The organism is Pseudomonas sp. AC463 (assembly GCF_979253585.1).
Genome location: NZ_CEEDDZ010000023.1, coordinates 40,727 through 65,705 on the forward strand (window position 1 = coordinate 40,727; position 24,979 = coordinate 65,705).

Consider the following 24,979-nt stretch of genomic DNA (forward strand, 5'->3'; position numbering starts at 1 on the left):
TATGCGGGAACCCAGGGTAATCGTAAGTAACTAACCCTGTCCTTTCTTCAGTCCTTTCAAGCGCATATTCGCCCTTTGCACAGCAGCCATTTTTCAGGCCGCTTCATGCGTTTCCACTTTCTGATGTCATCTTTGCTCCGCCCGCAACTCACGCACAGTTCACCACTCAGTTGGCAAATCGAGAGGCAGGGGTTTTCGATTTCTTTCGCCATCATCAATAGCCTTTAACCAGGCGTTTCTGCCAATCGCCGTTGTGGATACGTTGGCACTCTTGCTCAGAGTCAAACCGGACATTGCGATCTGAAGGGGTCAGATTGATGTTGGCGGCATTCAATGCGATGGCCATCAGCTCAAAGATGCGCGCCTTCGCATCAATCTGGGCGCGTGTCCGGTCGGCCTGGGTCTCGAACACCCAGATGACCTTCAGTGTTTGCGCCAACGCGTTCAGGTCAGCGGTGTGGGTGAGCCAGATAAAGCCTTTGATTTCAGCTTTTGCTGTTTCGCACGCGTCGGTCAGGGTGGTGATCAACTGGCGTTCGATCCGCGCCAGTTCACGTTTGCCTGGAGGCATTGCACATTCCTTTGGAAATTCAGAAGGGGTTGGACGCAGCGGCGGGCGTGTGCCAGGGGTAACCCAGGTTAACGCGTCCTGGACGGTGCCTTCACCTTAATTCGCCAGGTGATGGCCCGCGTGGGTGTAATGCGGGCGCGGCCTATTCCCGGTTGACTCGCGCGCGCTTACCAGGGGTGCAGTTCATTACCAGCATGAGCTAACGTTCATGTACGCGCTATTGCGATAACTCGCCGGACACCGCCCCTATGAGAGACCTGCCACCCACCGCGACCTTGCGCGCTTTTGAAGTTGCAACCCGCCACCCGACGTTTACAGCCGCCGCACAGGAGCTACATGTTACTCAAAGCGCGGTCAGTCACCAGCTAAAGCATCTTGAAGCGCTTTGGGGGCTGCAGTTGTTCGAGCGTGGCAAGGCGTTACGCCTCACGGCTGCGGGGGCTACGCTGGCGCCGATCGTGCGGGAGTTTTTCATCAGCCTGGAGGCGACTCTGGGTGATCTGCGCGAGCAAAAGGGCAGGGTTCGGCTCAGCGTCAGCACCACCTATTCCTTCGCGCTCAAATGGCTGCTGCCACGCTTGCCGCGTCTCGCTCGCCAGCACCCCGAGCTGCTGGTCTCGCTGGATACCACCGATAAAATCATCCACTTCTCCCACGGCCAGGCGGATGTTGCAATCAGGCTCGGCAAGGGCAATTACCCAGGTCTGCATTCGGAGTTCCTGTTTGGGGAGCAGGTATTTCCTGTGGCCAGCCCCGAACTGCTGCGGCGTGTGGGGACGCCGCAGAGCCCGGCAGACTTGTTGCACTTCCCGCTGCTGACGCGCGATGGCGCCGAGTTGGTGCCCAAGTGGGAGGTGTGGTTTCAGGCTGTGGGGCTGGCCTATTTACCGCTCCAGGAGAGCGTCAGATTTGGCGATACCAACATGACGGTCGAGGCGGCCTTGCTCGGCCAGGGCGTTGCATTGGTGCGTAGCGGGCATGTCGAGCACGAAATCAGCGATGGCCGTTTGGTGCGGCTGTTTGATGTGCCGCTTCCATCGCCGCTGGCGTACTACTTCGTCTGCCCCAAGGGCATCGAAGCGCAGCCGCACATCGTCAGCTTTCGCCAATGGTTGGTCAGCGAGGCGCTGAAAGTGCAACGCGTCGATCAGTAAGCCATGAGCATACGTTCATGCTGCGATGAGGAGACTTCGCTGTAGCCCCGGCGCCGGATTGCCTAAAGTGGCGCATGCCTATTCATCTCATCTTCATTGTGCTGTTCGCCGCGCTCCTGCATGCCAGCTGGAACGCGCTGCTGCGTAGCGGTGCCGATCGGCTGTGGTCGATGACGGTGATGTGCATTGCCATTGCCATCACCAGTGTCGTTGCCGCCGCGTTCATGGTGCCCCCCGCGATTGAAAGCTGGGGCTACGCGCTGCTGTCGGCGTTGCTGCATGTGGGCTACAACCTGTTTCTGGTGCGCAGTTACCGAGTCGGCGACCTGGGGCAGATCTATCCGATTTCACGGGGTTCGTCGCCGGTGCTGATCACCTTGGGGGCCGCGGTGTTTGCTGGAGAAAGCATCACGCCTGGCGAGTTGCTCGGTATTGCGCTGGTGTCAGGCGGGATTATTTCGCTGGCTTTCAGAGGGCGCAGTCTATCGGTTCCCAGCCTGCCCTATGCGCTGGGAACGGGGGTCTTTATTGCGGCCTACAGCGTGGTCGACGGCATCGGCGCGAGGCTCTCCGGTGCGCCGCTGGCCTACACCGTGTGGATGTGCGCCCTGTGGGGCGTGCTGATGCCGGTGGTCTACATCGGCCTGCGTGATACCCGCAGCTTGTTCTGCGTGCGGCCCGGAACCGTGACCGCGCTGGTCGGCGGGCTGGTCTCTTTGCTCGCCTATGGAATGGTCATCTACGCCATGAACGAAGCGCCCCTGGGCGCGGTATCGGCATTGCGCGAAACCAGCGTGCTGTTTGCGGCGTTGATCGGTTATGTGTTCCTCGGCGAGACGCTCACCGCCCGGCGGATACTGGCGTGCGTAGTGATCGCCAGCGGCACCCTCATCATCGGCTGATACAGCCAACGGCTCAGGAGGTATGTTTCATGGTCAACGTCTCGCAGGCACCGCTGATTCTAATCACGGGGGGAAGTCGTGGAGTGGGGGCAGCCACCGCCCGGCTGGCCGCCGAAAGAGGATATGACGTGGCTATCAGCTACGTTGCCAACGAGTCCGCCGCGTTGGCCGTGGTTGCGGATGTCGAAGCATTCGGGCGCAGGGCGTTGGCGATGCGTGCCGACAGCGCGGACCCTCAGCAGGTGGCCGATATGTTCGCGGCCATCGACCGCACGTTCGGACGCATCGACGTACTGGTCAATAACGCCGGGATGCTGGCGCCGCAGTCACGCCTGGAAGACCTCGGCTTCGAGCGGATGCAGCGTATTTTCGCGGTCAATGCCATTGGGCCAATACTGTGCGCCCAGCAGGCGGTGAAGCGCATGGCTTACCGCTATAACGGTCCGGGCGGCGTGGTGATCAATGTGTCTTCGGCCTCGGCGCGCCTTGGCAGCCCCAATGAGTACGTCGACTATGCGGCGTCAAAGGGCGCGTTGGAGACGTTCACCATTGGCTTTGCCAAGGAGGTGGCCCGGGAAGGTATACGCGTCAACTGTGTTCGCCCCGGGCATATCTATACCGACATGCATGCCAGTGGCGGAGAGCCGGGGCGGGTCGATCGTGTCAAGGACTCTATCCCCATGGGGCGCGGCGGCCAGCCGGAGGAGGTCGCACAGGCAATTCTATGGCTGGCGAGCGCGCAGGCTTCATTCGTTACCGGTACATTCCTCGACGTAACGGGCGGTAAATGAGCCTGCGGCAAGGATCATCGACTACCTGCGCCCGGCTTGCCTCACCTTACGACTCAAACCCGGTGTATTGCCCGTAATGCGCTTGAATGCACGACTGAACGCGGCCTGGGACGTATAGCCCAGACGCTGCGCCACCTCTTCAATCGGTAGCCTCTCCAGGGTCAGCCACTGGCTCGCAAGCCGCATGCGCAGTTCGGTGACATAGCGCAGCGGGGTCATGCCAATCGTCACCTGGAAGCGCTCCGCGAACACCGAGCGCGAGGTATTGCAGTGTTCGGCCAGCTGCGCGACGGTCCAGTCGCGACCCGGTTGTTGATGGAGCGCTAGCAATGCACCGGCCAAGCGTGGATCGCGCAAGGCAGCGACCAGCCCGGAAGCATTCCCGCAGGCGCACTCGACCCAGCCGCGAACGACCATGGCGGCCACCACGTCGGCCAACCGCGCGAGGATACCGGCGAAGCCGACACGGGCGGCGCTGACCTCGCGTTCCATGGTGCTCAGGATCGGCACCAAGCCTGGGTAACGCTGGCCGCCGGCATCAATCAGCATCAGGCCCGGCATCAGCCGGCCAAGGCCATGGATACTGCCCAGCTCGAACTCCATGCAACCACTGAACAAAATCGTGCTCGGCGTGGGGCTGGCATCGGTTCCGGTAGCCACCGCGCTGACGGTGTCACCCAAGGGCGCGCCGTCCAGACGGTCGATGTCTTGAACCGGCGCGTCCGGATGGGAAAACAGTTGGTGCGCCGCGCCATGGGAGATGAACACGGCGTTGCCGGCAGCCAGCGCGTAGGTGCTGCCGTCCTGCATTTGCAGCACCGCAGTGCCGACGGCCATGAAGTGGAACCAGGCGTGCCCGGGTTTTTCCGCGAAGCTCAAACCGAAGGTCGGACCCGCCTGGATGCGCCGGTATTCAACGCCGCGCAGGCGCATGCCGCGCAACAGCTCATTGATGAGGTCCGAGGAAAGCGCAAACTGATCTACAGGCATGGTTCAGGTGTTTTAGTCAAAAAGTGAAGACTTTGGATCATAGATCATCCAGCTTCCGACGCCTAGACTGCGGCTCGCAATGAAAATTGGGAGATCCGTGCAATGACTGACTGTGTATGTAATGCCGTAGCCGACCGCCATCCCGGCATCGGCGCGGACGTAGAGCCTGCGACGCCCGCGTGGATGGCCGTCTTCTCGTTGGCTATGGGCGTGTTCGGGTTACTGACCGCTGAGTACCTGCCGGCCAGTTTGTTGACGCTGATGGCGATCGACCTGGGAGTGTCCGAAGCGCTGGCTGGCCAGGCGGTAACGGTGACCGCCGTGGTAGCGCTGTTCGCCGGCTTGTTGGTGCCAGGCCTGACCCGCAGCATCGACCGACGCTGGGTGTTGCTGGGTTTTTCGACGTTGATGGTCGCCTCCAATCTGTTGGTCGCCGTTTCCTCCAGCTTCGCCGTGCTGTTGTTGATGCGCATCCTGCTGGGCATTGCCCTTGGCGGGTTCTGGAGCATGGCGGCGGCGGTGGCGATGCGCTTGGTGCCGAGTGCCTTGTTGCCCCGGGCGCTGTCGATCATTTTCAGCGGCATCGCCATCGGCACGGTCGTTGCGGTGCCGCTGGGCAGCTATCTGGGCGGGCTGTATGGCTGGCGCAGCGCGTTCTTTGCCGCGGCGGCGGTAGGCCTGGTGACCCTGGCTTTCCAGTCGTTCACGCTGCCGCGCCTCGCGCCGCGCCGGCCGGCAAGACTGCGCACCGTGCTCGAGGTGTTGCAGCGCCCGGGCATCGCCATGGGCATGTTCGGTTGTGTGCTGGTGCACAGCGGCCACTTCGCGATGTTCACCTATGTTCGGCCGTTCCTTGAAGGGACGACCGGCATCGGCGCACAAGGGCTGTCGCTGATGTTGCTGGGGTTCGGTGCGGCGAACTTCGTCGGCACGCTGTTGGCCGGCAGGCTGCTGGAGCGCCATCCGTTGGCCACGCTGGTGTTGATGCCCGCGCTGGTCGGCGTTGCAGCACTGGCGCTGGTGCTGTTGCCGGCCTCGGTGCCTGGGCAGGCGGTACTGCTGGCGATCTGGGGCTTGGCCTTTGGTGGCGTGCCGGTAGCGTGGTCGAACTGGGTCGCCAGCGCGGTACCGGATCAGGCAGAAAGCGCCGGCGGAATGGTGGTGGCCTCTGTGCAGTCCGCCATCGCCACGGGCGCCGCCGCTGGCGGTGCAATGTTCAGTCTCGGTGGCAGCGCAGGCGTATTCGTCGCAGCGGCGGTGCTGATGTTGCTGGCGGCGTTGCTGATTGCGCTGCGGGTCCGCGTCCCGTCTGCCCATGGCGCTCGCCAGCCCAAGCCCGCGTTGCACCTTTGACCCGGTTTGCCAAACCGCTTCGATCCCGTCCGTCACCAGGAGATACCCCATGAGCAATACGACGTCTCATTGGCGCTGTTGAACTGCCGACGCTTGGAACGACCGCCTGTGCCTGCAAGTCTATCTCTACCTACTCATTGGTAAGGTATAGCGCCATGGATAAGACCATCACCGTGGATCAACTGGATACCACCGACCTTGGATCAATCAACGAGATATGGCTCGGCGACACTCACACCCAGCTGTGCCTATGGCGTCGCGAGCAGGTCTTCACGCACGAGATGATGAGCGAGGGCACCCACGATCAGAATGTCCGCCGCCTGTGTGTGCAGGGGGTCAATCCTGATGATCAAGCCGCAGTCGCCCGGGTTGAGATAATGGTGCGCGAACGGCTGAAAAAGAGTGGCAAGGCGGGCGAGTTTTACCCCGCTGAGGAGGCGGACTCGCATCAATAGAAAAGCAGTATCGGCCATGCGTGGGGAGTCCTTGGGCTTGCCCACTCATTTCTGTAAAACTTCGCAGTCGCCCGGGTCAGCCTGGATCCTACCCGCAGACGTCAACGCGAGAGCAGCGGCGCAGCGTCTTTTTCGGCTGTGCCCACGTCATGCAGGGAAATCCTCGACGTCTCCGGCAGCGCCAGTCCGCCGGCCAACGCCAGCAACGCCACGGCGATCAGGTAAAACGCCGGTGACAGGTTGCTGCCCGTGGTGCTGATCAACCACGTCGCCATCAGCGGTGCGGTGCCGCCGAAGATCGTATATGCCATGTTGTAGGTGATGGCCGAGGCGGTGTACCGCGTGCGGGTCGGAAAGGTTTCCGACAGCAATGCCGCTGTGACTACCCCACACAACACGGCGCCCACCGCCAGCAACATCACGCCGACCACCGACGCCACAAACGAACCGGAACTGGCCATCAGGAAGGACGGATACACCACCACCATCAACAGCACACACGCGGTCATCACCGTGACCCGGCGCCCCACGCGATCGGAATACAACCCCGTCAGCGGGCAAATCGCGGCGGCAAAAATCAAGGCGATCAGCGACACCAGCAAGGCCATCGCCCGGCTCAGCCCACCCGCCACTTGCAGGTACGTGGCGAAGTAGGTGGTGAACATATAAAACGACAGCGCCGTCAACGACACAAAAGCGCCCAGGCAGCAGATGGCCGCCGCGTGGTTGCGCAGGGTTTCCTTGAGGGGCGAGTGCGCGACCGCGTGCTCCTGCTTCACGGCCTGGAAGGCCGGCGTCTCATCCAGCTTCCAGCGCAGGTAAAGCCCGACCAGGCCCAGCGGCGCGGCGATCAGGAACGGCAGGCGCCAGCCCCAGCTGCCCATCGCCTCGGCGGATAACGACGCCTCAAGGGCATACGCCACCACCGCGGCGGCGGCGAACGCGGAAAACGTCGACACCGGCACGAAACTGCCGTACCAGGCGCGTTTGTCGCTGGGGGCGTGCTCCATCAGATAGGCACAGGCCCCGGCGTATTCGCCGCCGGCGGAAAACCCCTGGGCGCAGCGGATCAGCGACAACAGAATCGGTGCAGCCACGCCGATGGCCGCGTAGGTGGGCAGCAGGCCAATCAAGGTGGTAGCGCCGGCCATCAGCAGGATGGTCATGGCCAGCGTGCGTTTGCGGCCGATGCGGTCGCCGAGCATGCCAAAGAAAATCCCGCCCAGCGGCCGGAAGGCGAAGGCCACGGCGAACACCGCGAAGGTCTTGAGCAATGCGGCGCTGGCGTCGCCGCTGGGGAAGAATTGCTGGGCGATGGTGGTGGCGAGAAAACCGTAGACGGCGAAGTCAAACCACTCGACGAAGTTACCGATGCCGGCGGCGATGATGACTTTGCGCAGGGTTTGGGGGCTGACCTGTTCGGTGGTGGGGCGCGTCATGGGGAAGGCCTCGGCGATGAATGGGGCGATGCCCGATTATCGGTCGAGGGGGCGCAGGGGCCGGGTTCAAAAGAGTCGTCCGCGTAGTCAGCAGCGACTAGGCGGCGTGGGGAAGTCGAGAATCCGCCTGGTCACTCCGTTGCTAACCGCTGCCGTTTGATCCGATACATGTCGCCGTCCGCATGGCTGAGCAACGCGTCGGCATCCAGCCCGTCGGCCGGGTAAACCGCCACGCCGATGCTGCAGGACGGCATGGTCAACCCGCCAAACTCGGCGCCCAGTGGCTCCGCCATCAAGGCGAGTATTTGCGCTACTCGCAGGGCGACGGCTTCCGGCGACTGGATATCCGTCAGCATCAGCGTGAATTCGTCACCGCCCATCCGCGCGACCAGGTCGCTCTCGCGCACGCATCGTTCCAGCCGTCGAGCAATCGCACAGAGCACGCGGTCGCCCATCGCATGGCCATGCTCATCGTTGATGCCCTTGAAGCCATCGATGTCCACAAACAGCAACGCCAGGCTACGGTTGTGGCGCTGTGCTTCGTGCAGGGCGGCGTCGAGTCGATCGTTGAACAGCGACCGATTGGTGAGGGCCGTCAGCGGGTCATGGTGAGCAAGGAACCGCAACTCTTCCTCAGCCTGGGTCAGCGCCGTCACGTCCCGTGCGACGCCGATACGCGCCTCCACGTCGGCAGACCAGAACGCCGCCCAGAGGATGTGCACCACGCTGCCATCCTTGCGGATATAACGGTTGCGGAAGTCGACATGGGGCTGGCCATTCATCACCCGCACAATCGAGGAGCGGGTGCGCGCCAGGTCTTCAGGGTGCATGTAGTGGGTGATCAAGGTGCCCATCAGCTCGTTGGCCCGGTAGCCGAGCAGTGCCTCGCAGGCATCGCTGACAAACACGATCTGGTTATCGCGGTCGACGACGAAGACCGTGTCCAGCATCAGGTGGATCAGTTTGGGGTACAGGGCTTGTAGATCAACGGGCATGGGGGGGCGGGCGTCTGGTTCGGATGGGCGATCATAGCCCGATCATGCCGGGGCGCGGCGAGCAATCCTGCAGATTTTTTATCGGTCGCAATTTCATAAACACCGGGTTACTCGGCGCCGGTTCAATGTATTCACCCAGATACGTAAGGCGCTACAAGTAACGAATGAGATTGTTAATCAATAACATTCACTTCCTGTTACATATCGCTTAGACTCCGCCCCGCTGGCGCTTGGCCGCTTCGAGCCCGCCGCAAAAACAATAATGATCGGGACAGGGGCGCAGGGCGTGAATTTCAAAAAAACTACAATTGCGTTGGCGGTAGGGTCGGTGGCGTGCATGGCCGGTGGTGCCTGGGCGGCGGAGCCAAACACCCTGGAAATCGCGCCGATCACGGTGAGCGGGGAAAAAATCAACCGCACCCTGGAGCAAACCCAGTCCAGCGTGGTGGTGGTCACCGAACAGCAATTGCGCGACAAGGCCGATCACAGCCTGGTCGATGTATTCGCCCGCACGCCGGGTGTGTACAGCCAGGCCGGTAACGAAAACTGGGGCATTCGCGGCGTGCCGGTGTCCGGTTTCGACGACCAGGGCCCGGCCACCCTCAACGGCGCCGTGTCGGTGTATGTGGATGGCGCCGTGCAGCCCAACCGCAGCCTGACCCTTAGCCCGACCACGTTGTGGGACGTGGAGCAGGCCGAAGTGTTCCTCGGCCCGCAGTCCACCACCCAGGGGCGCAACTCCCTGGCCGGTGCGGTGGTGATCCAGACCCGCAACCCGACCTTCAAACCCAGCTTCTCGGCGCAAACCAACGTGGGTAACTACGGTGAAAAAGGCGCGGCCGTGGCCGGTGGCGGCTCCATCGTCGATGACAAGATTGCCGGGCGCATCGCCCTGGATTATCAGGATGGCGACGGCTACATCGATAACATCGCGCTCGACAAAGACGCCAACCCCCACCGCACCAGCAATGCGCGCGGCAAGCTGCTCATCCTGCCCAACGACGACCTCGACGTGTTGCTGACCTACGCCCACAACGAGCACCGCCAGGGCGACAACTCGGTGATTCGCACCCCGGACAAGGTGCGCTACTACAAGGTGTCGTCCAACACCCAGGCGTTCGACAATCTGCTGCAGGACACCGTCAGCGCCAAGGTTGACTACCGCCTCGATGACCAGTGGTCGATCACCAGCCTCACCGCCAACACCAGCTCCACCTACAGCAACCGCCTGGACTTCGACCAGAATGCCATCGACAACGAAGTGATCCTGCGCAAGCAGGATGGTGATCTGTTCAGCCAGGAATTGCGCCTCAACTACAGCTCGGACACCGTGAAGAGCTTCGCGGGCATCTACTACGGCCACAACACCAACAATTTCCACGACCGCTTGCTGTTCGACAATGTGCTGGCGGCGACGGTCAAGGGCGACACCGCCATCGAAAACAAGGCGCTGTTCGGTGAGGTTAACTGGACCTTCGCGCCGCGCTGGACCCTGGTCACCGGCCTGCGCTACGACCACGAAACCAACGCCACCGACATCAAGCAGGACGACATTTCCGAGCCGGCCAAGGTCAACAAGTCGTTTGCCGCCTTGCTGCCCAAACTCGGCATCAACTACGAACTCGCCACCGGCCAGTACCTGGGCTTCATGGTGCAAAAAGGCTACCGCGGTGGTGGCGTCAACGTGCGCTCCGGCAGCGGCCACGAGGCGTATGACCCGGAATACACCACCAACTATGAGCTGTCGTACCGGGGCTCATTCCTTGAAGACACCCTGCGCGCCCGCGCCAACCTGTATTACACCGACTGGAAAGACCAGCAGGTCAGCGTGCGCCAGGCCAACACCAACGTCATCGACGTGTACAACGCCGGTCGCAGCGATATCAAAGGCCTGGAAGTGTTCATCGAGAAAGACCTCAGCGAGCAACTGACGCTGACCTTGGGTGGCGCGATCACCGATGGCAAGTACAAGGACTTCGTCACCAACCGGGGCGAGGACCGCAGCGGCCAGGCGTTTTATTACGCGCCCAAGTACAAAGCGTCGGTGGGCGGGATTTATCGCTTCAACGACCGCCTGACCTTCAATACCGACGTTACCTACCAGAGTGCCGCACCGTCCGCGTATGAATTCAACGCGGCCGGCAAGGTGACCGGCGAGCGCCGGAGTGACAACTACGTGTTGGCCAACTTCAGCAGCGAGTTCAAGGTCACCAAGAATGTGGCGGTGTCTGGCTTCGTGAAAAACGCGTTCGACAAGGAGTACGTCACCAACAACCGTGATGATGAAATCATCGACGTCGGTGCGCCGCGCACTTTTGGCATGGCGGTGCGGTACGACCTGTAATCAAAAGCAGGCTGATATCCACCTGATGTATTGAAATCAAATGTGGGAGGGGGCTTGCTCCCGATGAGGGTGTGTCAGTTGATAAATTCTTAACTGACCCACTGCCATCGGGAGCAAGCCCCCTCCCACATTTTTAACCGAGTTTATGCAGTTACCGCATTTGCAAAATAATCGGGCTGCTGCTCGCCGGGTCCGTATGCTCGCGCAACTTGCCCACCGCCTTGGCCTCCACCGCGCCGCCCTGGTTACCCCAGGTACCGCGCACATAGGTCAACACCTCGGCAATCTCCGCGTCCGACAACTGCTCACGAAATGCTGGCATGCGGTAAGCATCCGGCACACCCGCAGCCACGATACGTTGCGACCCATTGAGGGTGATATTGATCGCTGAAGCACTCTCCTTGGCCAGCGCCGACGTGGCCCCCGCCAGCGGCGGCATCCACTCCGGCTGGCCCTTGCCGTCAGCGCCGTGGCACGACGCACAGCGCGTCGCGTAAGTGTGGGCGCCGGGCACATCCTGGCGCGCATCTGCGGTTACGTACTGCCACGGCGAACCGTCACGCTGCGGGTCGCCGGGCAGGGTCTTGAGGTAACGCGCGATAGCGGCCAGGTCATCGTCGGCCATGAACTGCGTGGAGTTGTTGAACGCCTCGGTCATCGAGCCATAGACCACCGCGTGTTTATTCCGACCAGTCTTCAGGAACTGCACAATCTCCGGCTCATCCCAGCGGCCCAGGCCGGTGTTGTGATCCTGACGCAGGCTCGGTGCGTACCAGCCATCAAGCAGCGCCCCGGCCAGGAATGGCTTACCGGATTCATCCAGCGCCTTCTCATTAAACGCCAAGCCACGCGGCGTGTGGCAACTGCCGCAGTGCCCCGGACCTTGCACGATGTACGCGCCGCGATTCCACAGCGCGTCCTGCTCGGGTTTCGTCGCATATGTGGCGGTCGGCGCAAACACACCGTTCCACAGCGCGATAGGCCAGCGCATATTCAGCGGCCAGGGAATGCTGCTGGGGATATTCGCCTGGCTGGCCGGTTGCACGCCCTGCATGAAAAACGCATACATGGCGCGAATGTCATCGTCACTGAGCTTCACGTACGAAGGGTAGGGCATGGCCGGGTACAGCCGGCGGCCGCCCGGCGCAACGCCATGGCGCACCGCGCGGTCGAAGTCGGCCAGGCTGTAGGCGCCGATGCCGTTGCCTTTGTCGGGCGTGATGTTGGTGGCGTGAATATTCCCCAGCGGCGTGGCCATTTCCAGGCCACCGGCAAACGGTGCCTTGCCGGGCAGGCTGTGGCAGGCCACGCAGTCGCTGAGGCGGGCGACATACTCGCCACGGCTGACCAGCGCCGCGTCGGCGCTGGCGGCTTGCGCCTGTTCAAAGGGGGTAGCGGGCTGGCGAGTGACGTACCAGGCCAGCGCACCAGCGACGACCAGGCAGGGCAGCACCAGCCAGCCTGCGGTTCTTGCGAATCGACGGTTGTTCATGGGCGGTCTCGCTCGGTTAGCTGAAGGTGTGTCGGCTTAAAGGCAGGCTGCGAACACGCTGGCCGGTCAACTGCGCCACCGCATTGGCCACTGCTGGCGCCACGGCGGGCAGCGGCGGTTCACCGATACCACCCATTTTTTCACCGCTCTGCACGATCTTCACGTGCACCTTGGCCATCCGCGAGGGCGGCAGGATCGGGTAAAGGTCGTAGTTGCGCGCCCGAGGCTTGCCGTCCACGTACACCGCTTCTTCCAGCAACGTTTGCGATAACCCCAAGGCCACCGCGCCATTTACCTGTGCTTCGACAATCGCCGGGTTGACGATGCTGCCCGGGTCGATGGCTTCCCAGATGTGGTGCACCTTGACCTGGCCCTTTTCAATCGACACCTCGGCGATCACCGCCGCGTGGGAACCGAACGGCGAAGCCATGGCCACGCCACGCGCGCGGCGGCTGCCGTCTTCGGCGGTGTAGGGGCCACGCTTCCAGCCACCGGACAACTCCACCACCGCGTTGAGCAGGGTGGTCAGCCGTGGGTTGTCGCGCAGCAGGTGCAGGCGCAATTCATACGGGTCGCGGCCGCTTTTGTCGGCCAGCTCATCGAGGAACGATTCATAGAAAAAGTCATTCAGCGAATTGCCCACCGAGCGCCAGTAACCGAGCATGGCCGGGCCTTTGACGTAGATCTGCGCGATGCGCTTGTTGGGGATCGCGTAGCTTTTGCCCGACAGCCCTTCAAGCGCCGTGGGGTCGATTTTCTCGCCCTGCTTGCCGGCGATGCCTTCGGTGGGGCCTTCGGTGGCGCTCACCGCTTCGATCGCCACGGGCAGGCCGTCGGCGTCCAGCGCGGCGCGGAACTTGACCGCCGCCACCGGGCGCAGCACGTCGCGCAGGAACTCTTCTTCGCGGCTCCAGATCAGCTTGACCGGCTTGCCCACCGCCTTGGCCAAGGCAATGGCCTGCGGGTAAGGGCTGGCCGAGTCATACAGGAAATGCCGGCCGAAAAACCCGCCCAGCAACGGCGAGTGCAGGTTGATTTGCTCCAGCGCCAGGCCGGTGCGCTTGGCGATGTCGGCGCGGAACATGTCGGGCGCCTGGTTGGGCAGCCAGATATCCAGCGTACCGTCAGGGTTGAAGCGCGCCAGGGCCGATGGCGGCTCCAGCTGCGCGTGGTTGACGTACTGGTTGTGGTAGGTGGCTTCGACGGTGGTTTTGGCGTTTTTCAACGCGCCAGCCACGTCGCCTTCATTTTCGTCGTCACGCGCCGGGCCTTGCTGGGCGGCGAGAAACTCGAAGTGTTTGTCGCTGGAGAAATCGGCCGGCATGCCGCGTACTTTGGAGTCGGCGCCTGGCTCCTGCCAGTCGACCTGAATCGCCTCCACCGCGCGCTTGGCATGCCACCAACGCTCGGCCACCACCGCCACCGCGCCGGGCAGTTGGTGCACCGAGTGCACGCCCTTCATCGCCTCGACCTGCGCCTGGTTGCGCAGGCTGCCCACGGTCATGCCCAGGCGCGGCGCGTGTTGCACGGCGGCGTGGAGCATGTCGTCGACTTTCAGGTCGATGCTGTAGAGCGCCTTGCCGGTGGATTTGTCGTAGGCGTCCACGCGTTTCACCGGCTTGCCGATCCAGCGGAACTGGCTCGGGTCACGCAGGGTGATGGTGGAAGGGTCTGGCACCGGCATGTCCAGCGCGCGACCGGCCAACTCCCCGTAGCCCAGGGAACGGCCAGAGGCGGCGTGTACCACGCGGCCGGGCTGGGTGGTCAGCTCACTCACCGGCACGCCGAGCTGCGCGGCGCCGGCCTGCAGCAGCATGGCGCGGGCCAGGGCGCCGAGGCGGCGCATGGTCGGGTAGCTCATGCGCACCGACATGCTGCCGCCGGTGATGCGCATGCCGTTGTCCATCACCACATAGGCGTCGCCGGGCGGCGCGGCTTCAACGATAAACGTGGCCGGGTCGGCATCCAGCTCTTCGCCGACAATCTGCGCCATGGCGGTGTGGGTGCCCTGGCCGCCTTCCATGAATGGGCTGAGCAGGCGGATGCTGCCGTCCGGGCGAATCTCCAGGAACGCCGGCACTTGCGTGCCACGCTCTACGGCAGCGCCAGTGGCGGCTTGTACCCGGGATGCGCCAAACGGCAGGCCGAAACCGATCACCAACGCACCCACCGCCGTGCTGGCCAGGAAACGCCGACGCGACAGGTTGACCGGGTCGCCCAACACCACGCCGGGAATATCGACAGGCTTGTTCATCAAGCGGTCTCCTTCCCGGCGGCCAGGTCATGCATGGCGGCATGGATGGCGTTGTAGGTGCCGCAGCGGCACAGGTTGACCATTGCCGCGTCGATCTGCGCGTCGGTAGGGGTGGGGGTGTGCTTGAGCAGCGCCGTGGCCGCCATTACCTGGCCGGACTGGCAGTAACCGCATTGCGCCACCTGGTGCTCGACCCAGGCGCTGACCACGCGCTTGCCCACCTCATCGGCCTCGATGGCTTCGATGGTGGTGATCTCGCGGCCCACCAAGGCGGCCACCGGCGTGACGCAGCTGCGCACCACATTGCCGTCCACCAGCACCGAGCAGGCACCGCATTGAGCCAGGCCGCAGCCGTATTTGGTGCCGGTCAGGCCCAAGTCATCGCGGATCACCCACAATAGGGGCGTGTCCGCGTCGGCATCGACCTGATAGGCCTTCTGGTTGATACGTAATTCCATGGCTGGTTCACCTGCTGATCGACGGTAGGTGCGGCCTTTTTAATAGTGGGGAGGCGATGGCCGCTTATTGTCGAACTCTAGACCAGTGCGCAAGGGGTATCTACGCGGAATAATCCGAAAGGCCGAAAGTTCGCAGGATCAGGCAAGCATTCAAGAGGATTGCACCTGCGAGGCAGGTCAAAAAATGTGGCAGCCGTCTTTTTTGTAGGTGCTTATTCCCTGGTATGTAGGCAGCTTCCCAAATGTAGTTCAGACCCTCCGAGCTTGTGTCCCAGGCGTATTCGCTTGCCTATATTCCGAAGCCATCTTCATTGCATTCAGGGATGCGAGGCATGGCGCAGGGCTATATCAACGACCGAACAACGGACTACCACAGCTTGAAATCCCGCGTGATGGGCCTTGGCATCAGCCCGCAACGGTCTGACCATTTTGATGTGCTCAACCATCACCTGCGCCGTGGGCTGGTGACGCCTGGGCAGCTGGTGATAGTGCCTGATGCCTACGGTTTTACCTGCTGGATGGAGGAAGCGTGGTTGATGCGCCACGCTGAAAAAGTACAGCGGGAACTGGAGCGCGACACCGCCGCCCAGGTCGTCAATAACTACGACCTGCTGCAAAGCCTGCTGGGGTACACCTCGCTGGGCATCGGCAGCGCGACATCGGCGTGGGCGCGGCACCTGGATGAGGTGGCGCATACGCTGGAACAGGTCGAGCACTTGCATCAGCGGTTAAGGGCGGGCGGCCTGGACCGTGAGGCGTTTTTTCGCCAGCGCAAGGTGCTGTTTGACCGGCTGGATACCCAGCTGCAAGGCGCGGCGCGATTTGGCACGGGGCTGCGCAGTAACACAGCGTTGAAGAAGGTGTTGGGGATTTCCACCAAGAGCTATTTGCACAAGGGGGAAATTGCCGGGTATGCCCAGCGCATGCGCGAGATTTCGCAGACCTCGAAGTGGCTGGGGAAGGGCACGTACGTGGGGTTGGCGCTGGATGTGGGCGTGACGGGGCTGGAGATCAAGGAGGCTTGTGTGGACGGGCGGGAGGCGCAGTGTCGACGGGCGAAGTATGTGGAGACGGGGAAGTTGGCGGGGAGTGCGGCGGGGGCGCATCGGGCAGGGAAGGTCGGGGCGGAGTTGGCCCGTCGCGGCTGTAGGATTTTGTTGGGTGTCGCCGCTAGAGGACGTGGGGAGCTGGCCTGCGCCGTTATTGGCGGCGCTGCGGGAGGGTATGCAGGAGGCAAGGCAGGTGGTGGTGCCGGTTCGTTTTTGGGCGGCCAAATCGTAGAGATCGATGGCGATTTGATCTTTCAACCAGACGGTGCCTGACCATGAACTTTCAGATCATCTCTGCAATCTTTTTATTTGTAGGTGCAATCGTAGGCTCTGGGGTCACCTTATTCGTCGAGTACACAAAGCTCGAAGAGTTGGAGAGCTACTTCAGCGAAAATAAGGTGGTGTGCGATCACAAACGCTTTTGGGGCAGAAATCAGCACATTGACAGGTTTCATCGCTTGATTCTGATCACTCAACTGTTGGCAATGCCAAAAACGCATATCAAACAAGGGGATGTGACCGAGGCTGAGCTGGCGTCTGTTCCCCAGTCTCTTAAACGTTGGGCATTGTGGCCGTCCAATCTCGGGATGATATGGTTTTTCGCCTCAATGATCTGGTACGTCTGGTATTGCTGGTAGCCGTTGAAAACCCACTGATAGTCAAGCCCACCCCTCGCGCACCGCACTGCGAATCCCCTCCAGCAACATGGCAAACGCCGGGTTGTCGTTGTTCTCGCGCCAGATCAAATGCAGCTCGCTCTGCGCGCCTTCGCCCAGGTCGATATCGCGGAATACCACGTTCTTGAACACCACGCTGCTGGCGCACCGCGGCACCAGGGCCAGGCCCATGCCGGCGTTGACCAGGGCCAGGATGGTCAGGGACGAACCCAGCCATTGCACGTACTCCGGGGCGACACGCGCCGAGCGCAGCAGGCCGGTGAGCAGTTCGTTGAACGGCGGGTAGGCGGCGTGGGCGTACATCAGGAAGGGTTGGGCGTCGAGGTCGCGCACGCTGACGGTCTCGGCGCTGGCCAGCCGGTGGCTGCTTGGCACCGCCAGCACAAACGGCTCGCGCACCAGGCATTCGGTGGCGTAGCCCGGTTCCAGCAAGGGCGCGCGCACGATGCCCAGGTCGATGCGCCGCGCGCGCAGGGCTTCGTATTGCTGGTAGGTGTTCATCTCCGACAGGTCGATTTTCACCTGGGGCTGCTGGAGCCGTGCCTCGGCAATTACCTTGGGCAAGAACTCATACACCGCGCTGCCGACGAAGCTGATATTGACCGTGCCGATATCGCCCTCGGCGAAGCGCCGCGCGGTTACCGCCGCCTGCTGGGCGCGTTCCAGCAGGTTCTGCGCCTCGATGAAAAACGCCCGGCCCGCAGCGGTGAGCGCCACGCTGCGGGTGGTGCGCGCAAACAGCGCCACGCCCAGGTGGTGTTCGAGCAATTGAATCTGCCGGCTCAGCGGCGGCTGGGTCATGTTCAGCCGTTCGGCGGCGCGACGAAAATTCAGCTCGGTGGCCACGGTGGTGAAGCAGCGCAGTTGAGTCAGTTCGAACATTGATCTAATCCAGGTATCAATCGAATGCCAAGTTAGATTAGACGGGATCAATAGCCAGCGTCCATCATCGTTTCGTCCCTAAAAAAACAATGATTGGGAGTTGCCTCTTGGATACCCTCCACACCCCGCCAGACCCGACCGTGCTCGCCCGTGCGGCCGCGAAGGTCAAGCGCCATGTACTGCCGTTGTTTGTGGTGATGTTCATCGTCAATTACATCGACCGCGTCAATATCGGCTTTGTGCGCAGCCATATGGAGACCGACCTGGGCATCGGCGCGGCGGCCTATGGCCTGGGGGCCGGGCTGTTTTTCATCGGTTACGCGATCTTCGAAGTGCCCTCCAACCTGTTGCTGCAGCGCTACGGCGCGCGGGCCTGGCTGACGCGCATCATGTTCACCTGGGGCGCGGCGGCGATGGCCATGGCGTTTGTCAGAGGTGAAACCAGCTTCTATATCCTGCGCTTTGTGCTCGGCGCGGCCGAAGCCGGGTTTTTCCCCGGCATCATCTACTACTTCACCCAATGGTTGCCGGCCGCCGAGCGTGGCAAGGCCATGGCGATTTTTCTCAGCGGGTCGGCGATCGCTTCGGTGATTTCCGGGCCGGTGTCGGGGGCGCTGCTCAGTGTCAGTGGCTTGAGCCTGCACGGCTGGCAATGGATGTTCCTGATCGAAGGGTTTGCCTCCATCGCGCTCTGCGGGTTTGTGTGGTTCTGGCTGCAGTCCCATCCCCACCAGGCCAAGTGGCTCAGCGCCGAAGAACAACAGGCCCTGGTCAGCGCCATCGCGCTGGAGCAGCAGGCCCGTGAAGCGAGCCAGAGCGTACGGCCGTCGATCTTCAAATTACTCGCCGACCGGCAGATCGCACTGTTCTGCTTCATCTACTTTTCCATCGCCCTGACCATCTACGGCGCCACCTTCTGGTTGCCGAGCATGATCAGGAAAATGGGCAACCTGGGCGACTTCCAGGTGGGCCTGTTCAACGCTATTCCGTGGTTGATTTCCATCGTCGCCATGTACGGTTTTGCCGCCCTGGCCAGCAAGTGGAAACACCAGCAGGCATGGGTGGCGCTGATGCTGGTGATCGCCGCGTTCGGCATGTTCATGTCCACCACCGGTGGGCCGGTGTTTGCCTTTGTGGCCATCTGTTTTGCCGCGATTGGTTTCAAGGCGGCGTCGGCGCTGTTCTGGCCGATCCCCCAGGGTTACCTGGATGCGCGGATCGCTGCGGCGGTGATCGCGCTGATCAATTCAGTCGGCAACCTGGGCGGCTTTGTCGCGCCCACCACCTTCGGCTTGCTGGAGCAGACCACCGGCTCCATCGAAGGCGGCCTGTATGGCCTGGCCGCCACGTCGCTGGTGGCTGCGGTGGTGGTGTTTTTTGCCCGCACCACGCCTCGGTCCACGTCTACCACTCATCCACACGCCTTGCGTTCCGGTCCACAGGGAGCCGCCTCTTGAAAATTGTCCGCGTTACCGTTACCCCGATTGCCTTTCGCGACCCGCCGTTGCTCAACGCCAGCGGCATTCACGAAGCCTTTGCGCTGCGTTCGATCATCGAGGTGGAGAGCGACACCGGCTACATCGGCCTGGGCGAAAGCTACGGCGACGCCCCGGCGCTGGCGATCCAGCAACAGGTGCAGGCGCAACTGATCGGCCTGGACCCCTTCAACCTCAACGGCCTGCGCGCCATCGTGAAGGCCACCGTGGCCGCGCACAAACCGGCGAGCCTCAGCGGTGCCGAACTGGCGCCGGGCTCCCATGCCAGCAAGGCGGTGAGCAATGCCTACTCGGCGTTCGAGGTGGCGTTTCTCGACCTGCAGGCGCACTCGCTGAACGTGCCGTTGGTGAACCTGCTGGGTGGGGCGATTCGCGAGCAGATCCCGTTCAGCGCCTACCTGTTCTTCAAGTACGCCGAGCATATCGATTCGCCCTACCAGCCCGACAGCTGGGGCGAGGCGCTCAATGAGGAACAGATCGTCGCCCAGGCCCGGCGCATGATCGACACCTACGGCTTCAAAAGCATCAAGCTCAAGGCCGGCGCCCTGGAGCCTGCGCACGAAGTGGCGTGTATCAAGGCCCTGAAAAAAGCCTTCCCGGGCGTGCCGCTGCGCATCGACCCGAACGGCAACTGGTCGCTGCAAACCTCGATTCGCATGGCCGAACTGCTCGGCGACGACCTGCAATATTACGAAGACCCAACCCCCGGCCTGGACGGCATGGCCGAGCTGCACAAACGCACCGGCTTGCCCCTGGCGACGAATATGGTGGTCACCGACTTTGATGAATTCCGTCGCAGCGTGGCGCAGGACAGCGTGCAGATCGTGCTCGCCGACCACCACTACTGGGGCGGCCTGCGCGACACCCAGGTGTTGGCAAAGATGTGCCAGACCTTCGGCCTGGGCGTGTCGATGCACTCCAATTCCCACCTGGGCATCAGCCTGATGGCCATGGCCCACGTGGCGGCCTCGGTGCCCAACCTCGACTACGCGTGCGACACCCATTACCCCTGGCAAGAGCCGGACGAAGAGGTGATCAAGGGCGGCAAGCTGCCGATTGTCGATGGCTGCGTGACCATCACCCGCGCACCGGGGCTGGGCCTGGAGCTGGACCATGACCAGCTGGGCAAGCTGCATGACCAATACCTCAGCTGCGGCATTCGCCAGCGCGATGATGTGAAGCAAATGCAGCGTTACAAGCCGGAGTGGAAAACCGTCAAACCGCGTTATTGAAGCTTGGTCGCTTCTGTCTGGAACGCGATTAAATGTGGGAGGGGGCTTGCCCCCGATAGCAGTGGGTCAGTGATAGATTTATTGACTGACACACCCTCATCGGGGGCAAGTCGAATCGTCGCACCGCCCCTCCCACATTTGGATTTCCATATTTGGATCTATATAGGTCAGTCAGATAGACCTCACTGTGAAAAGTCTTCCTCGAAGTGTTCCTGCTCGCCCCGCGTATCACTTTGGCGGCGTAGCACTTCCATCTGCCGCAGCTCCACCCGGCGAATTTTCCCGGAAATGGTCTTGGGCAATTCGCTGACAAACTCAATCCTGCGTACTCGCTTGTAGGGCGCCAGGTGCTCGCGGGCGAACTCAAGGATATGCCGCGCCAGCTCGGCGCTGCCGGGGGCGTCGTGGGCCAGGATCAGGAAGGCCTTGGGCACCGCCAACCGCAATGGGTCCGGACTCGGCACCACCGCCACCTCCATCACCGCCGGGTGTTCGATCAACGCGCTCTCCAGCTCGAACGGGCTGATGCGGTAGTCCGACGCCTTGAACACGTCATCAGCGCGCCCGACAAAGGTGATGTAGCCGTCGCTGTCGATCTGCGCCGTATCGCCCGTGCGGTAGTAGCCGTCGCGCATGACCTCGGCGGTTTTCTCCGGGCTGTCCTCGTAGCACAGCATCAAACCCAGCGGCCGCACATCCAGCGGCAGGGCCACTTCACCCTCAGTGCCCGGCACACCGTCAGCGTCGAGCAGGGCAACTTGATAACCCGGCAACGGCCGCCCCATGGACCCCGGCTTGAGCAACTGGCCCGGCGTGTTGCCGACCAGCGCGGTGGTTTCCGACTGGCCGAAGCCATCGCGCAGGGGCAGGCCCCAGGCCTGTTGGATCTGCTCGATGATTTCCGGGTTCAGCGGCTCGCCGGCCCCCACCAGTTCGCGCAGGTTCAGGCGGGTTTTGTAGGCGGCCAGGTCTTCCTGGATCAGCATGCGCCATACGGTGGGCGGCGCGCACAGGCTGGTTACGCGGTACTTTTCCAGCGCGCCGAGCAGGGCCTGCGCGCTGAAGCGTGCGACGTTATGGATAAAGATGCAGGCCCCGGCGTTCCACGGCGCGAACAGGCAGCTCCAGGCGTGTTTGGCCCAGCCTGGGGAGGAGATATTCAGGTGCAGGTCGCCCGGTTGCAGGCCGATCCAGTACATGGTCGACAGGTGCCCGACCGGGTAGCTCTGGTGGCTGTGCAGCACCATCTTGGGTTTCGAGGTGGTGCCGGAGGTGAAATACAGCAGCATCGAGTCGGTGGCCAGGGTGCGGCCTTCGGCCTCGAACGACGCGGGGTATTCGAACGCGGCGTTGTGGGCGACCCAGCCGGTGGGCGCCGCGCCCACGCAGATGCGGCTGCAGCCATCGCCCAAGCCCTCGAACTTGCCGACATGCGCTTCACCGACCACCAGATGGCGAACCTGCCCGCGCTCGATGCGGTCACGCAAGTCATCCGGGTTGAGCAGGGCGGTGGCGGGGATCACCACCGCGCCGAGCTTGAACGCGGCGAGCATGGTTTCCCACAACGCCACGTCATTGCCGAGCATCAGCAGCACCCGGTCACCACGGCGCACCCCCAGCGAACGCAGGTGGTTAGCCACCTGGTTGGAACGCGTGGCCAGTTGCTGGAAGCTGTGACGTTGCTCGCTGCCGTCCTCTTCGACGATCCACAGCGCAGTGGCCGCGTTGCCCTCGGCCATGGCATCGAAGTAGTCCAGGGCCCAGTTGAACTCGCCCAGTTGCGGCCAACGGAAATCCCGCGCGGCGGTGGCGTAGTCGGTGCGGTGGGCGAGCAGAAAATCCCGCGCGGCCAGGAAGGGCTGGGTCATGGTCGGTGTCCTTGATTATTGTTGTAGGGACTGACCTGCGGTTCAACCCGCAGGCTGAACCGAGTATAGGCACGCATAAATCTAGAGATGAACGCTCAAAAACACCGGTACGTTGTGCAAAAAAGTCATGCTCAGTATTTCCAGCTGACCGACGCGGTGAGGTTGCGCGGCGCCCCGTAGTTGGTGGAGCCGGCCGCCTGGTACAGCGACAGCAGGTACTTCTGGTCGGTGAGGTTGTTGAGGTTCAGCGAGGTGCTCCAGTGCGCATCGAAGTCATAGCTGGCCATCAGGTCCACCAGCGCGTAGGCGTCTTGCTGCACGCGGCTGTTGCTGTCGACTTCGGTGTGGCTTTGCCACTGCACGCGGCTGCCGACCTTGGCCTGGGGCAGGCCGGGCAAGCGGTAGGTGAGGCTGCCACGCACGCTATGGGTGGGCACGTATTGGCGCGCGCGGTCGCCGTGGTTGTCTTCGATGTTGACGTAGGTGTAGCCGCCGGCGATGGACAGGCCCGGCAAGGCTTCGCCATTGGCTTCCAGTTCGAGGCCACGGCTTTTGTAGTCCACGCCGCGGTACAGGTATTGGCCGTTGGCGATTTCCCCGGTGGTTTCGGCGACGTTTTGTTGCACGGTCTTGAACAGCGCCGCGCTGACGCCCAGGCGTTCGTCGAGCAGCTTGCCCTTGATGCCGACTTCCATGCTTTTGCCTTCCAGCGGCTCGATGAGGCCGCCGGCGGTGCTGCGCAGGTATTGCGGTTTGAAGATTTCGGTCCAGCTGGTGTAGACGCTCCACTGCGGGGTCAGGTCGTAGACCAGGCCCGTGTAGGGCGTGACCTTGCCGTGCACGCGGGTGTCGTGGGGCGCGCCGTAGCCCATGCCATCGCCGTCGGCGCTGAGCATGCGCGCACCGGCGATCCAGTGCAGGTCGTCGGTGAGGCTGAAGCGCGCACCGGCAAACAGGCTTTTCTGGCGGTCGGTGAACAGCTGGGTGTTGAGTTCGTCGGTGTAGTTCAGCGCTGGCTCCACCACGTTGCCGGCCAGCACGTCGGCGAGGTCTTCCACCTGGTTGCCGCTGGCGGTGCGGTAGTGGCCGCGTTCGGTGTGGTGCAGGCGGCCGTAGTTGGCGCCCAGGGTCAACTCATGCTCGCGCCCGAGCAGGCTGAACGGCCCGGCCAACTGCGCTTCGCCCGTGACCTGGTGTTCCTTGCTGGTGGTGCGGTTGATATAGGCGGCCACGGTGTCGGCAGTGATCGGGATGGCGTAGAGCATTTTGGTATCGGAATGCTGGCGGGTGCCGGTCAGGGTGATCTTGCTGCTCCAGCCGTTTTCGAAGGTGTGGGTCAGCTCGGCGAAAGCACGCTGGGTCTGGATGTTCCAGTAGGTCCAGGGCTGGCCCACGCTGGAGCTGCGGCTGCTGTAGTGGATGCGGTTGCCGGCGTAGTCGGCAATCGGCAGGCCGCCCCAGGTGCTGCCGTTGGAGTAGCTGTCCTGCTGGGAGAAGCCCACGGTCAGGGTGTCGGCGTCGGACAGGTCGAAGGCCAGCAGGCCGGCGGTGACGTTGACTTCGTGGCTGTAGTGGTCGAGGTAGGAATTGCCCTTGTCATGGGAGGTGATAAAGCGCCCGCGCACGTTGCCGCTGTCGGTGAGGGGGCCGGACACATCGAACCCCAGGCGCCGGTTATCCCAGGAGCCGACGCTGGCGTCGATCTTGGCCTGGAAGGTGTCGGTAGGGCGCTTGCGTACCAGGTTGACGGTGGCGGAGGGGTCGCCGGCGCCGCTCATGAGGCCGTTGGCGCCGTGCAGCACGTCGACCTGTTCGAACTCGGTCATGTCCTGTTCGCCCACCAGCACGCCGCCGGAGAAGGGCAGGCCCATGCCGTCGTATTCGAAGTTTTCGATCTTGAAACCGCGCGAGGTGAACGCGGTACGGTCGGTTTCAAACTGCTCGACGGTTACCGACGGCGCGCTGCGCAGGGCCTCTTTGACGCTGTTGAGCTTGAAGTCGTCCAGTTGCTCGCGGGTAATTACGGTGATCGCCTGCGGGGTTTGTTTGTCGGTCAGGCCCAGGCGCGTGGTGCTGGACACGGGCTTGCCCTGGTAGCCGACGCTGGGACCGCCGTCTTGCGTGGCGTAGTCCTGGATATGGATGGCCGGCAGGGTCATTTCACTGGCTTGCTGCGGCAACGGCACCAGGTAGACGGTCACCGCGTCGGTGCGCGCAAAGCTGTAGCCGCTGCCTTTGAGCAGCTCGGCCAGCGCCTGTTCGGGGGCGTACACACCGACCACCGCCGAGCTGCGCAGCGCGCCATCCAGATTGCCGTCCAGCAGCACGTTTTGCCCGGACTGCTGGCTGAACATCAACAAGGCCTGGCGCAGTGACTGGGCCGGGATGTTGATGGCCATGCTGGCGCTCGCGGCCGCTGACGGTGCCGCTTGCACCTGTACCGCGCCGATGAGCAGGCTGCAGGCGAGGGCGGCGGCGCGCCAGTGCTGGGTGGGTTGAGGATGCTTTGCCATTCAGGTGGTTCCCTATGAGGTCGCGCTATCAATCCCTTTAGGACGGATGAGGCTTCGCGATACC

Annotated in this window: 20 protein-coding genes and 1 pseudogene; 10 read left to right on the top strand and 11 right to left on the bottom strand. The window is 62.7% G+C overall.

Annotation, left to right across the window (positions count from 1 at the left end; translation table 11 throughout):
* Positions 1-30: 30 nt before the first annotated feature.
* Positions 31-212, bottom strand: a pseudogene (locus AC0IYH_RS24545) (DUF1289 domain-containing protein).
* A 2-nt stretch (positions 213-214) separates the two neighbouring features.
* Entirely contained in the window at positions 215-571 is a 357-nt protein-coding gene (locus AC0IYH_RS24550) for a hypothetical protein (RefSeq protein WP_122773774.1), read from the bottom strand.
* A gap of 248 nt (positions 572-819) precedes the next feature.
* On the opposite strand from AC0IYH_RS24550, the gene gcvA reads away from it, so the two are divergent.
* The 3 genes from gcvA to AC0IYH_RS24565 all read left to right on the top strand — a co-directional run bounded on the left by gcvA (position 820) and on the right by AC0IYH_RS24565 (position 3,418).
* Positions 820-1,725 (top strand): transcriptional regulator GcvA, encoded by a 906-nt coding sequence (gene gcvA, locus AC0IYH_RS24555; RefSeq protein ID WP_116630053.1) that lies wholly within the window; start codon positions 820-822, stop codon positions 1,723-1,725.
* Positions 1,726-1,799: 74 nt separating this feature from the next.
* On the top strand, positions 1,800-2,627 hold the full coding sequence (locus AC0IYH_RS24560; protein WP_116630054.1) for a DMT family transporter: 828 nt from the start codon (positions 1,800-1,802) through the stop codon (positions 2,625-2,627).
* A 29-nt stretch (positions 2,628-2,656) separates the two neighbouring features.
* Positions 2,657-3,418 carry an SDR family oxidoreductase gene (locus AC0IYH_RS24565; RefSeq protein ID WP_471836626.1) on the top strand — a complete coding sequence of 254 codons (762 nt, stop codon included), beginning with the start codon at positions 2,657-2,659 and terminating at the stop codon, positions 3,416-3,418.
* Positions 3,419-3,439: 21 nt separating this feature from the next.
* Here AC0IYH_RS24565 and AC0IYH_RS24570 read toward each other — a convergent pair whose 3' ends face one another.
* Positions 3,440-4,408 carry an AraC family transcriptional regulator gene (locus AC0IYH_RS24570; RefSeq protein ID WP_122773776.1) on the bottom strand — a complete coding sequence of 323 codons (969 nt, stop codon included), beginning with the start codon at positions 4,406-4,408 and terminating at the stop codon, positions 3,440-3,442.
* Between the two features lie 102 nt (positions 4,409-4,510).
* Here AC0IYH_RS24570 and AC0IYH_RS24575 point away from each other — a divergent pair, with 102 nt between their 5' ends.
* The gene (locus AC0IYH_RS24575; RefSeq protein WP_122773777.1) at positions 4,511-5,761 is read left to right on the top strand and encodes an MFS transporter; all 1,251 of its coding nucleotides are present in this window, start codon (positions 4,511-4,513) and stop codon (positions 5,759-5,761) included.
* A 155-nt stretch (positions 5,762-5,916) separates the two neighbouring features.
* Positions 5,917-6,216 carry a hypothetical protein gene (locus AC0IYH_RS24580; RefSeq protein ID WP_122773778.1) on the top strand — a complete coding sequence of 100 codons (300 nt, stop codon included), beginning with the start codon at positions 5,917-5,919 and terminating at the stop codon, positions 6,214-6,216.
* 101 nt (positions 6,217-6,317) lie between these two features.
* On the opposite strand, the gene AC0IYH_RS24585 is transcribed toward AC0IYH_RS24580, so the two are convergent.
* A complete protein-coding gene (locus tag AC0IYH_RS24585; protein WP_471836629.1) occupies positions 6,318-7,655 on the bottom strand; it encodes an MFS transporter in 1,338 nt (445 codons plus the stop codon).
* A 131-nt stretch (positions 7,656-7,786) separates the two neighbouring features.
* Positions 7,787-8,650: a diguanylate cyclase domain-containing protein gene (locus AC0IYH_RS24590; RefSeq protein ID WP_471836631.1), complete on the bottom strand. Its 864-nt coding sequence runs from the start codon at positions 8,648-8,650 to the stop codon at positions 7,787-7,789.
* Positions 8,651-8,936: 286 nt separating this feature from the next.
* On the opposite strand from AC0IYH_RS24590, the gene AC0IYH_RS24595 reads away from it, so the two are divergent.
* Positions 8,937-10,994 carry a TonB-dependent receptor gene (locus AC0IYH_RS24595; RefSeq protein ID WP_471836633.1) on the top strand — a complete coding sequence of 686 codons (2,058 nt, stop codon included), beginning with the start codon at positions 8,937-8,939 and terminating at the stop codon, positions 10,992-10,994.
* A 151-nt stretch (positions 10,995-11,145) separates the two neighbouring features.
* On the opposite strand, the gene AC0IYH_RS24600 is transcribed toward AC0IYH_RS24595, so the two are convergent.
* From AC0IYH_RS24600 to AC0IYH_RS24610, 3 genes are read right to left on the bottom strand one after another with little or no spacing between them, the layout of a single operon-like run.
* The gene (locus AC0IYH_RS24600) at positions 11,146-12,486 is read right to left on the bottom strand and encodes a c-type cytochrome (RefSeq protein ID WP_471836635.1); all 1,341 of its coding nucleotides are present in this window, start codon (positions 12,484-12,486) and stop codon (positions 11,146-11,148) included.
* 16 nt (positions 12,487-12,502) lie between these two features.
* Positions 12,503-14,740 carry a xanthine dehydrogenase family protein molybdopterin-binding subunit gene (locus AC0IYH_RS24605; RefSeq protein ID WP_471836637.1) on the bottom strand — a complete coding sequence of 746 codons (2,238 nt, stop codon included), beginning with the start codon at positions 14,738-14,740 and terminating at the stop codon, positions 12,503-12,505.
* Positions 14,740-15,198, bottom strand: coding sequence for a (2Fe-2S)-binding protein (locus AC0IYH_RS24610; protein ID WP_471836639.1), 459 nt, complete (start codon positions 15,196-15,198; stop codon positions 14,740-14,742). Before AC0IYH_RS24610 ends, AC0IYH_RS24605 begins: the two co-directional genes overlap by 1 nt.
* A 332-nt stretch (positions 15,199-15,530) precedes the next feature.
* On the opposite strand from AC0IYH_RS24610, the gene AC0IYH_RS24615 reads away from it, so the two are divergent.
* Both AC0IYH_RS24615 and AC0IYH_RS24620 read left to right on the top strand, forming a co-directional pair.
* Positions 15,531-16,520 (top strand): hypothetical protein, encoded by a 990-nt coding sequence (locus tag AC0IYH_RS24615; protein ID WP_471836641.1) that lies wholly within the window; start codon positions 15,531-15,533, stop codon positions 16,518-16,520.
* A 2-nt stretch (positions 16,521-16,522) separates the two neighbouring features.
* On the top strand, positions 16,523-16,885 hold the full coding sequence (locus AC0IYH_RS24620; protein WP_471836643.1) for a hypothetical protein: 363 nt from the start codon (positions 16,523-16,525) through the stop codon (positions 16,883-16,885).
* Between the two features lie 21 nt (positions 16,886-16,906).
* Here the strand turns inward: AC0IYH_RS24620 and AC0IYH_RS24625 are convergent, their stop codons facing one another.
* A complete protein-coding gene (locus tag AC0IYH_RS24625) occupies positions 16,907-17,806 on the bottom strand; it encodes a LysR family transcriptional regulator (RefSeq protein WP_471836645.1) in 900 nt (299 codons plus the stop codon).
* Positions 17,807-17,913: 107 nt separating this feature from the next.
* Here AC0IYH_RS24625 and AC0IYH_RS24630 point away from each other — a divergent pair, with 107 nt between their 5' ends.
* Both AC0IYH_RS24630 and AC0IYH_RS24635 read left to right on the top strand, forming a co-directional pair.
* Positions 17,914-19,263 carry an MFS transporter gene (locus tag AC0IYH_RS24630; RefSeq protein WP_471836647.1) on the top strand — a complete coding sequence of 450 codons (1,350 nt, stop codon included), beginning with the start codon at positions 17,914-17,916 and terminating at the stop codon, positions 19,261-19,263.
* Positions 19,260-20,534, top strand: a complete 1,275-nt coding sequence (locus tag AC0IYH_RS24635; RefSeq protein ID WP_471836648.1) for a glucarate dehydratase family protein — start codon at positions 19,260-19,262, stop codon at positions 20,532-20,534. The genes AC0IYH_RS24630 and AC0IYH_RS24635 overlap by 4 nt, the downstream gene beginning before the upstream one ends.
* Positions 20,535-20,716: 182 nt before the next feature.
* Here AC0IYH_RS24635 and AC0IYH_RS24640 read toward each other — a convergent pair whose 3' ends face one another.
* Positions 20,717-22,402, bottom strand: coding sequence for an AMP-binding protein (locus AC0IYH_RS24640; RefSeq protein WP_471836650.1), 1,686 nt, complete (start codon positions 22,400-22,402; stop codon positions 20,717-20,719).
* A gap of 131 nt (positions 22,403-22,533) precedes the next feature.
* Positions 22,534-24,915 carry a TonB-dependent siderophore receptor gene (locus AC0IYH_RS24645; RefSeq protein WP_471836652.1) on the bottom strand — a complete coding sequence of 794 codons (2,382 nt, stop codon included), beginning with the start codon at positions 24,913-24,915 and terminating at the stop codon, positions 22,534-22,536.
* Between the last annotated feature and the right edge of the window lie 64 nt (positions 24,916-24,979).

Coding starts and splice junctions, on each gene's coding strand:
- AC0IYH_RS24550 (WP_122773774.1), bottom strand. CDS start 571: ATGCCTCCAGGCAAACGTGAACTGGCGCGGATCGAACGCCAGTTGATC.
- gcvA (WP_116630053.1), top strand. CDS start 820: ATGAGAGACCTGCCACCCACCGCGACCTTGCGCGCTTTTGAAGTTGCA.
- AC0IYH_RS24560 (WP_116630054.1), top strand. CDS start 1,800: ATGCCTATTCATCTCATCTTCATTGTGCTGTTCGCCGCGCTCCTGCAT.
- AC0IYH_RS24565 (WP_471836626.1), top strand. CDS start 2,657: ATGGTCAACGTCTCGCAGGCACCGCTGATTCTAATCACGGGGGGAAGT.
- AC0IYH_RS24570 (WP_122773776.1), bottom strand. CDS start 4,408: ATGCCTGTAGATCAGTTTGCGCTTTCCTCGGACCTCATCAATGAGCTG.
- AC0IYH_RS24575 (WP_122773777.1), top strand. CDS start 4,511: ATGACTGACTGTGTATGTAATGCCGTAGCCGACCGCCATCCCGGCATC.
- AC0IYH_RS24580 (WP_122773778.1), top strand. CDS start 5,917: ATGGATAAGACCATCACCGTGGATCAACTGGATACCACCGACCTTGGA.
- AC0IYH_RS24585 (WP_471836629.1), bottom strand. CDS start 7,655: ATGACGCGCCCCACCACCGAACAGGTCAGCCCCCAAACCCTGCGCAAA.
- AC0IYH_RS24590 (WP_471836631.1), bottom strand. CDS start 8,650: ATGCCCGTTGATCTACAAGCCCTGTACCCCAAACTGATCCACCTGATG.
- AC0IYH_RS24600 (WP_471836635.1), bottom strand. CDS start 12,486: ATGAACAACCGTCGATTCGCAAGAACCGCAGGCTGGCTGGTGCTGCCC.
- AC0IYH_RS24605 (WP_471836637.1), bottom strand. CDS start 14,740: ATGAACAAGCCTGTCGATATTCCCGGCGTGGTGTTGGGCGACCCGGTC.
- AC0IYH_RS24610 (WP_471836639.1), bottom strand. CDS start 15,198: ATGGAATTACGTATCAACCAGAAGGCCTATCAGGTCGATGCCGACGCG.
- AC0IYH_RS24615 (WP_471836641.1), top strand. CDS start 15,531: ATGGCGCAGGGCTATATCAACGACCGAACAACGGACTACCACAGCTTG.
- AC0IYH_RS24620 (WP_471836643.1), top strand. CDS start 16,523: ATGAACTTTCAGATCATCTCTGCAATCTTTTTATTTGTAGGTGCAATC.
- AC0IYH_RS24625 (WP_471836645.1), bottom strand. CDS start 17,806: ATGTTCGAACTGACTCAACTGCGCTGCTTCACCACCGTGGCCACCGAG.
- AC0IYH_RS24640 (WP_471836650.1), bottom strand. CDS start 22,402: ATGACCCAGCCCTTCCTGGCCGCGCGGGATTTTCTGCTCGCCCACCGC.
- AC0IYH_RS24645 (WP_471836652.1), bottom strand. CDS start 24,915: ATGGCAAAGCATCCTCAACCCACCCAGCACTGGCGCGCCGCCGCCCTC.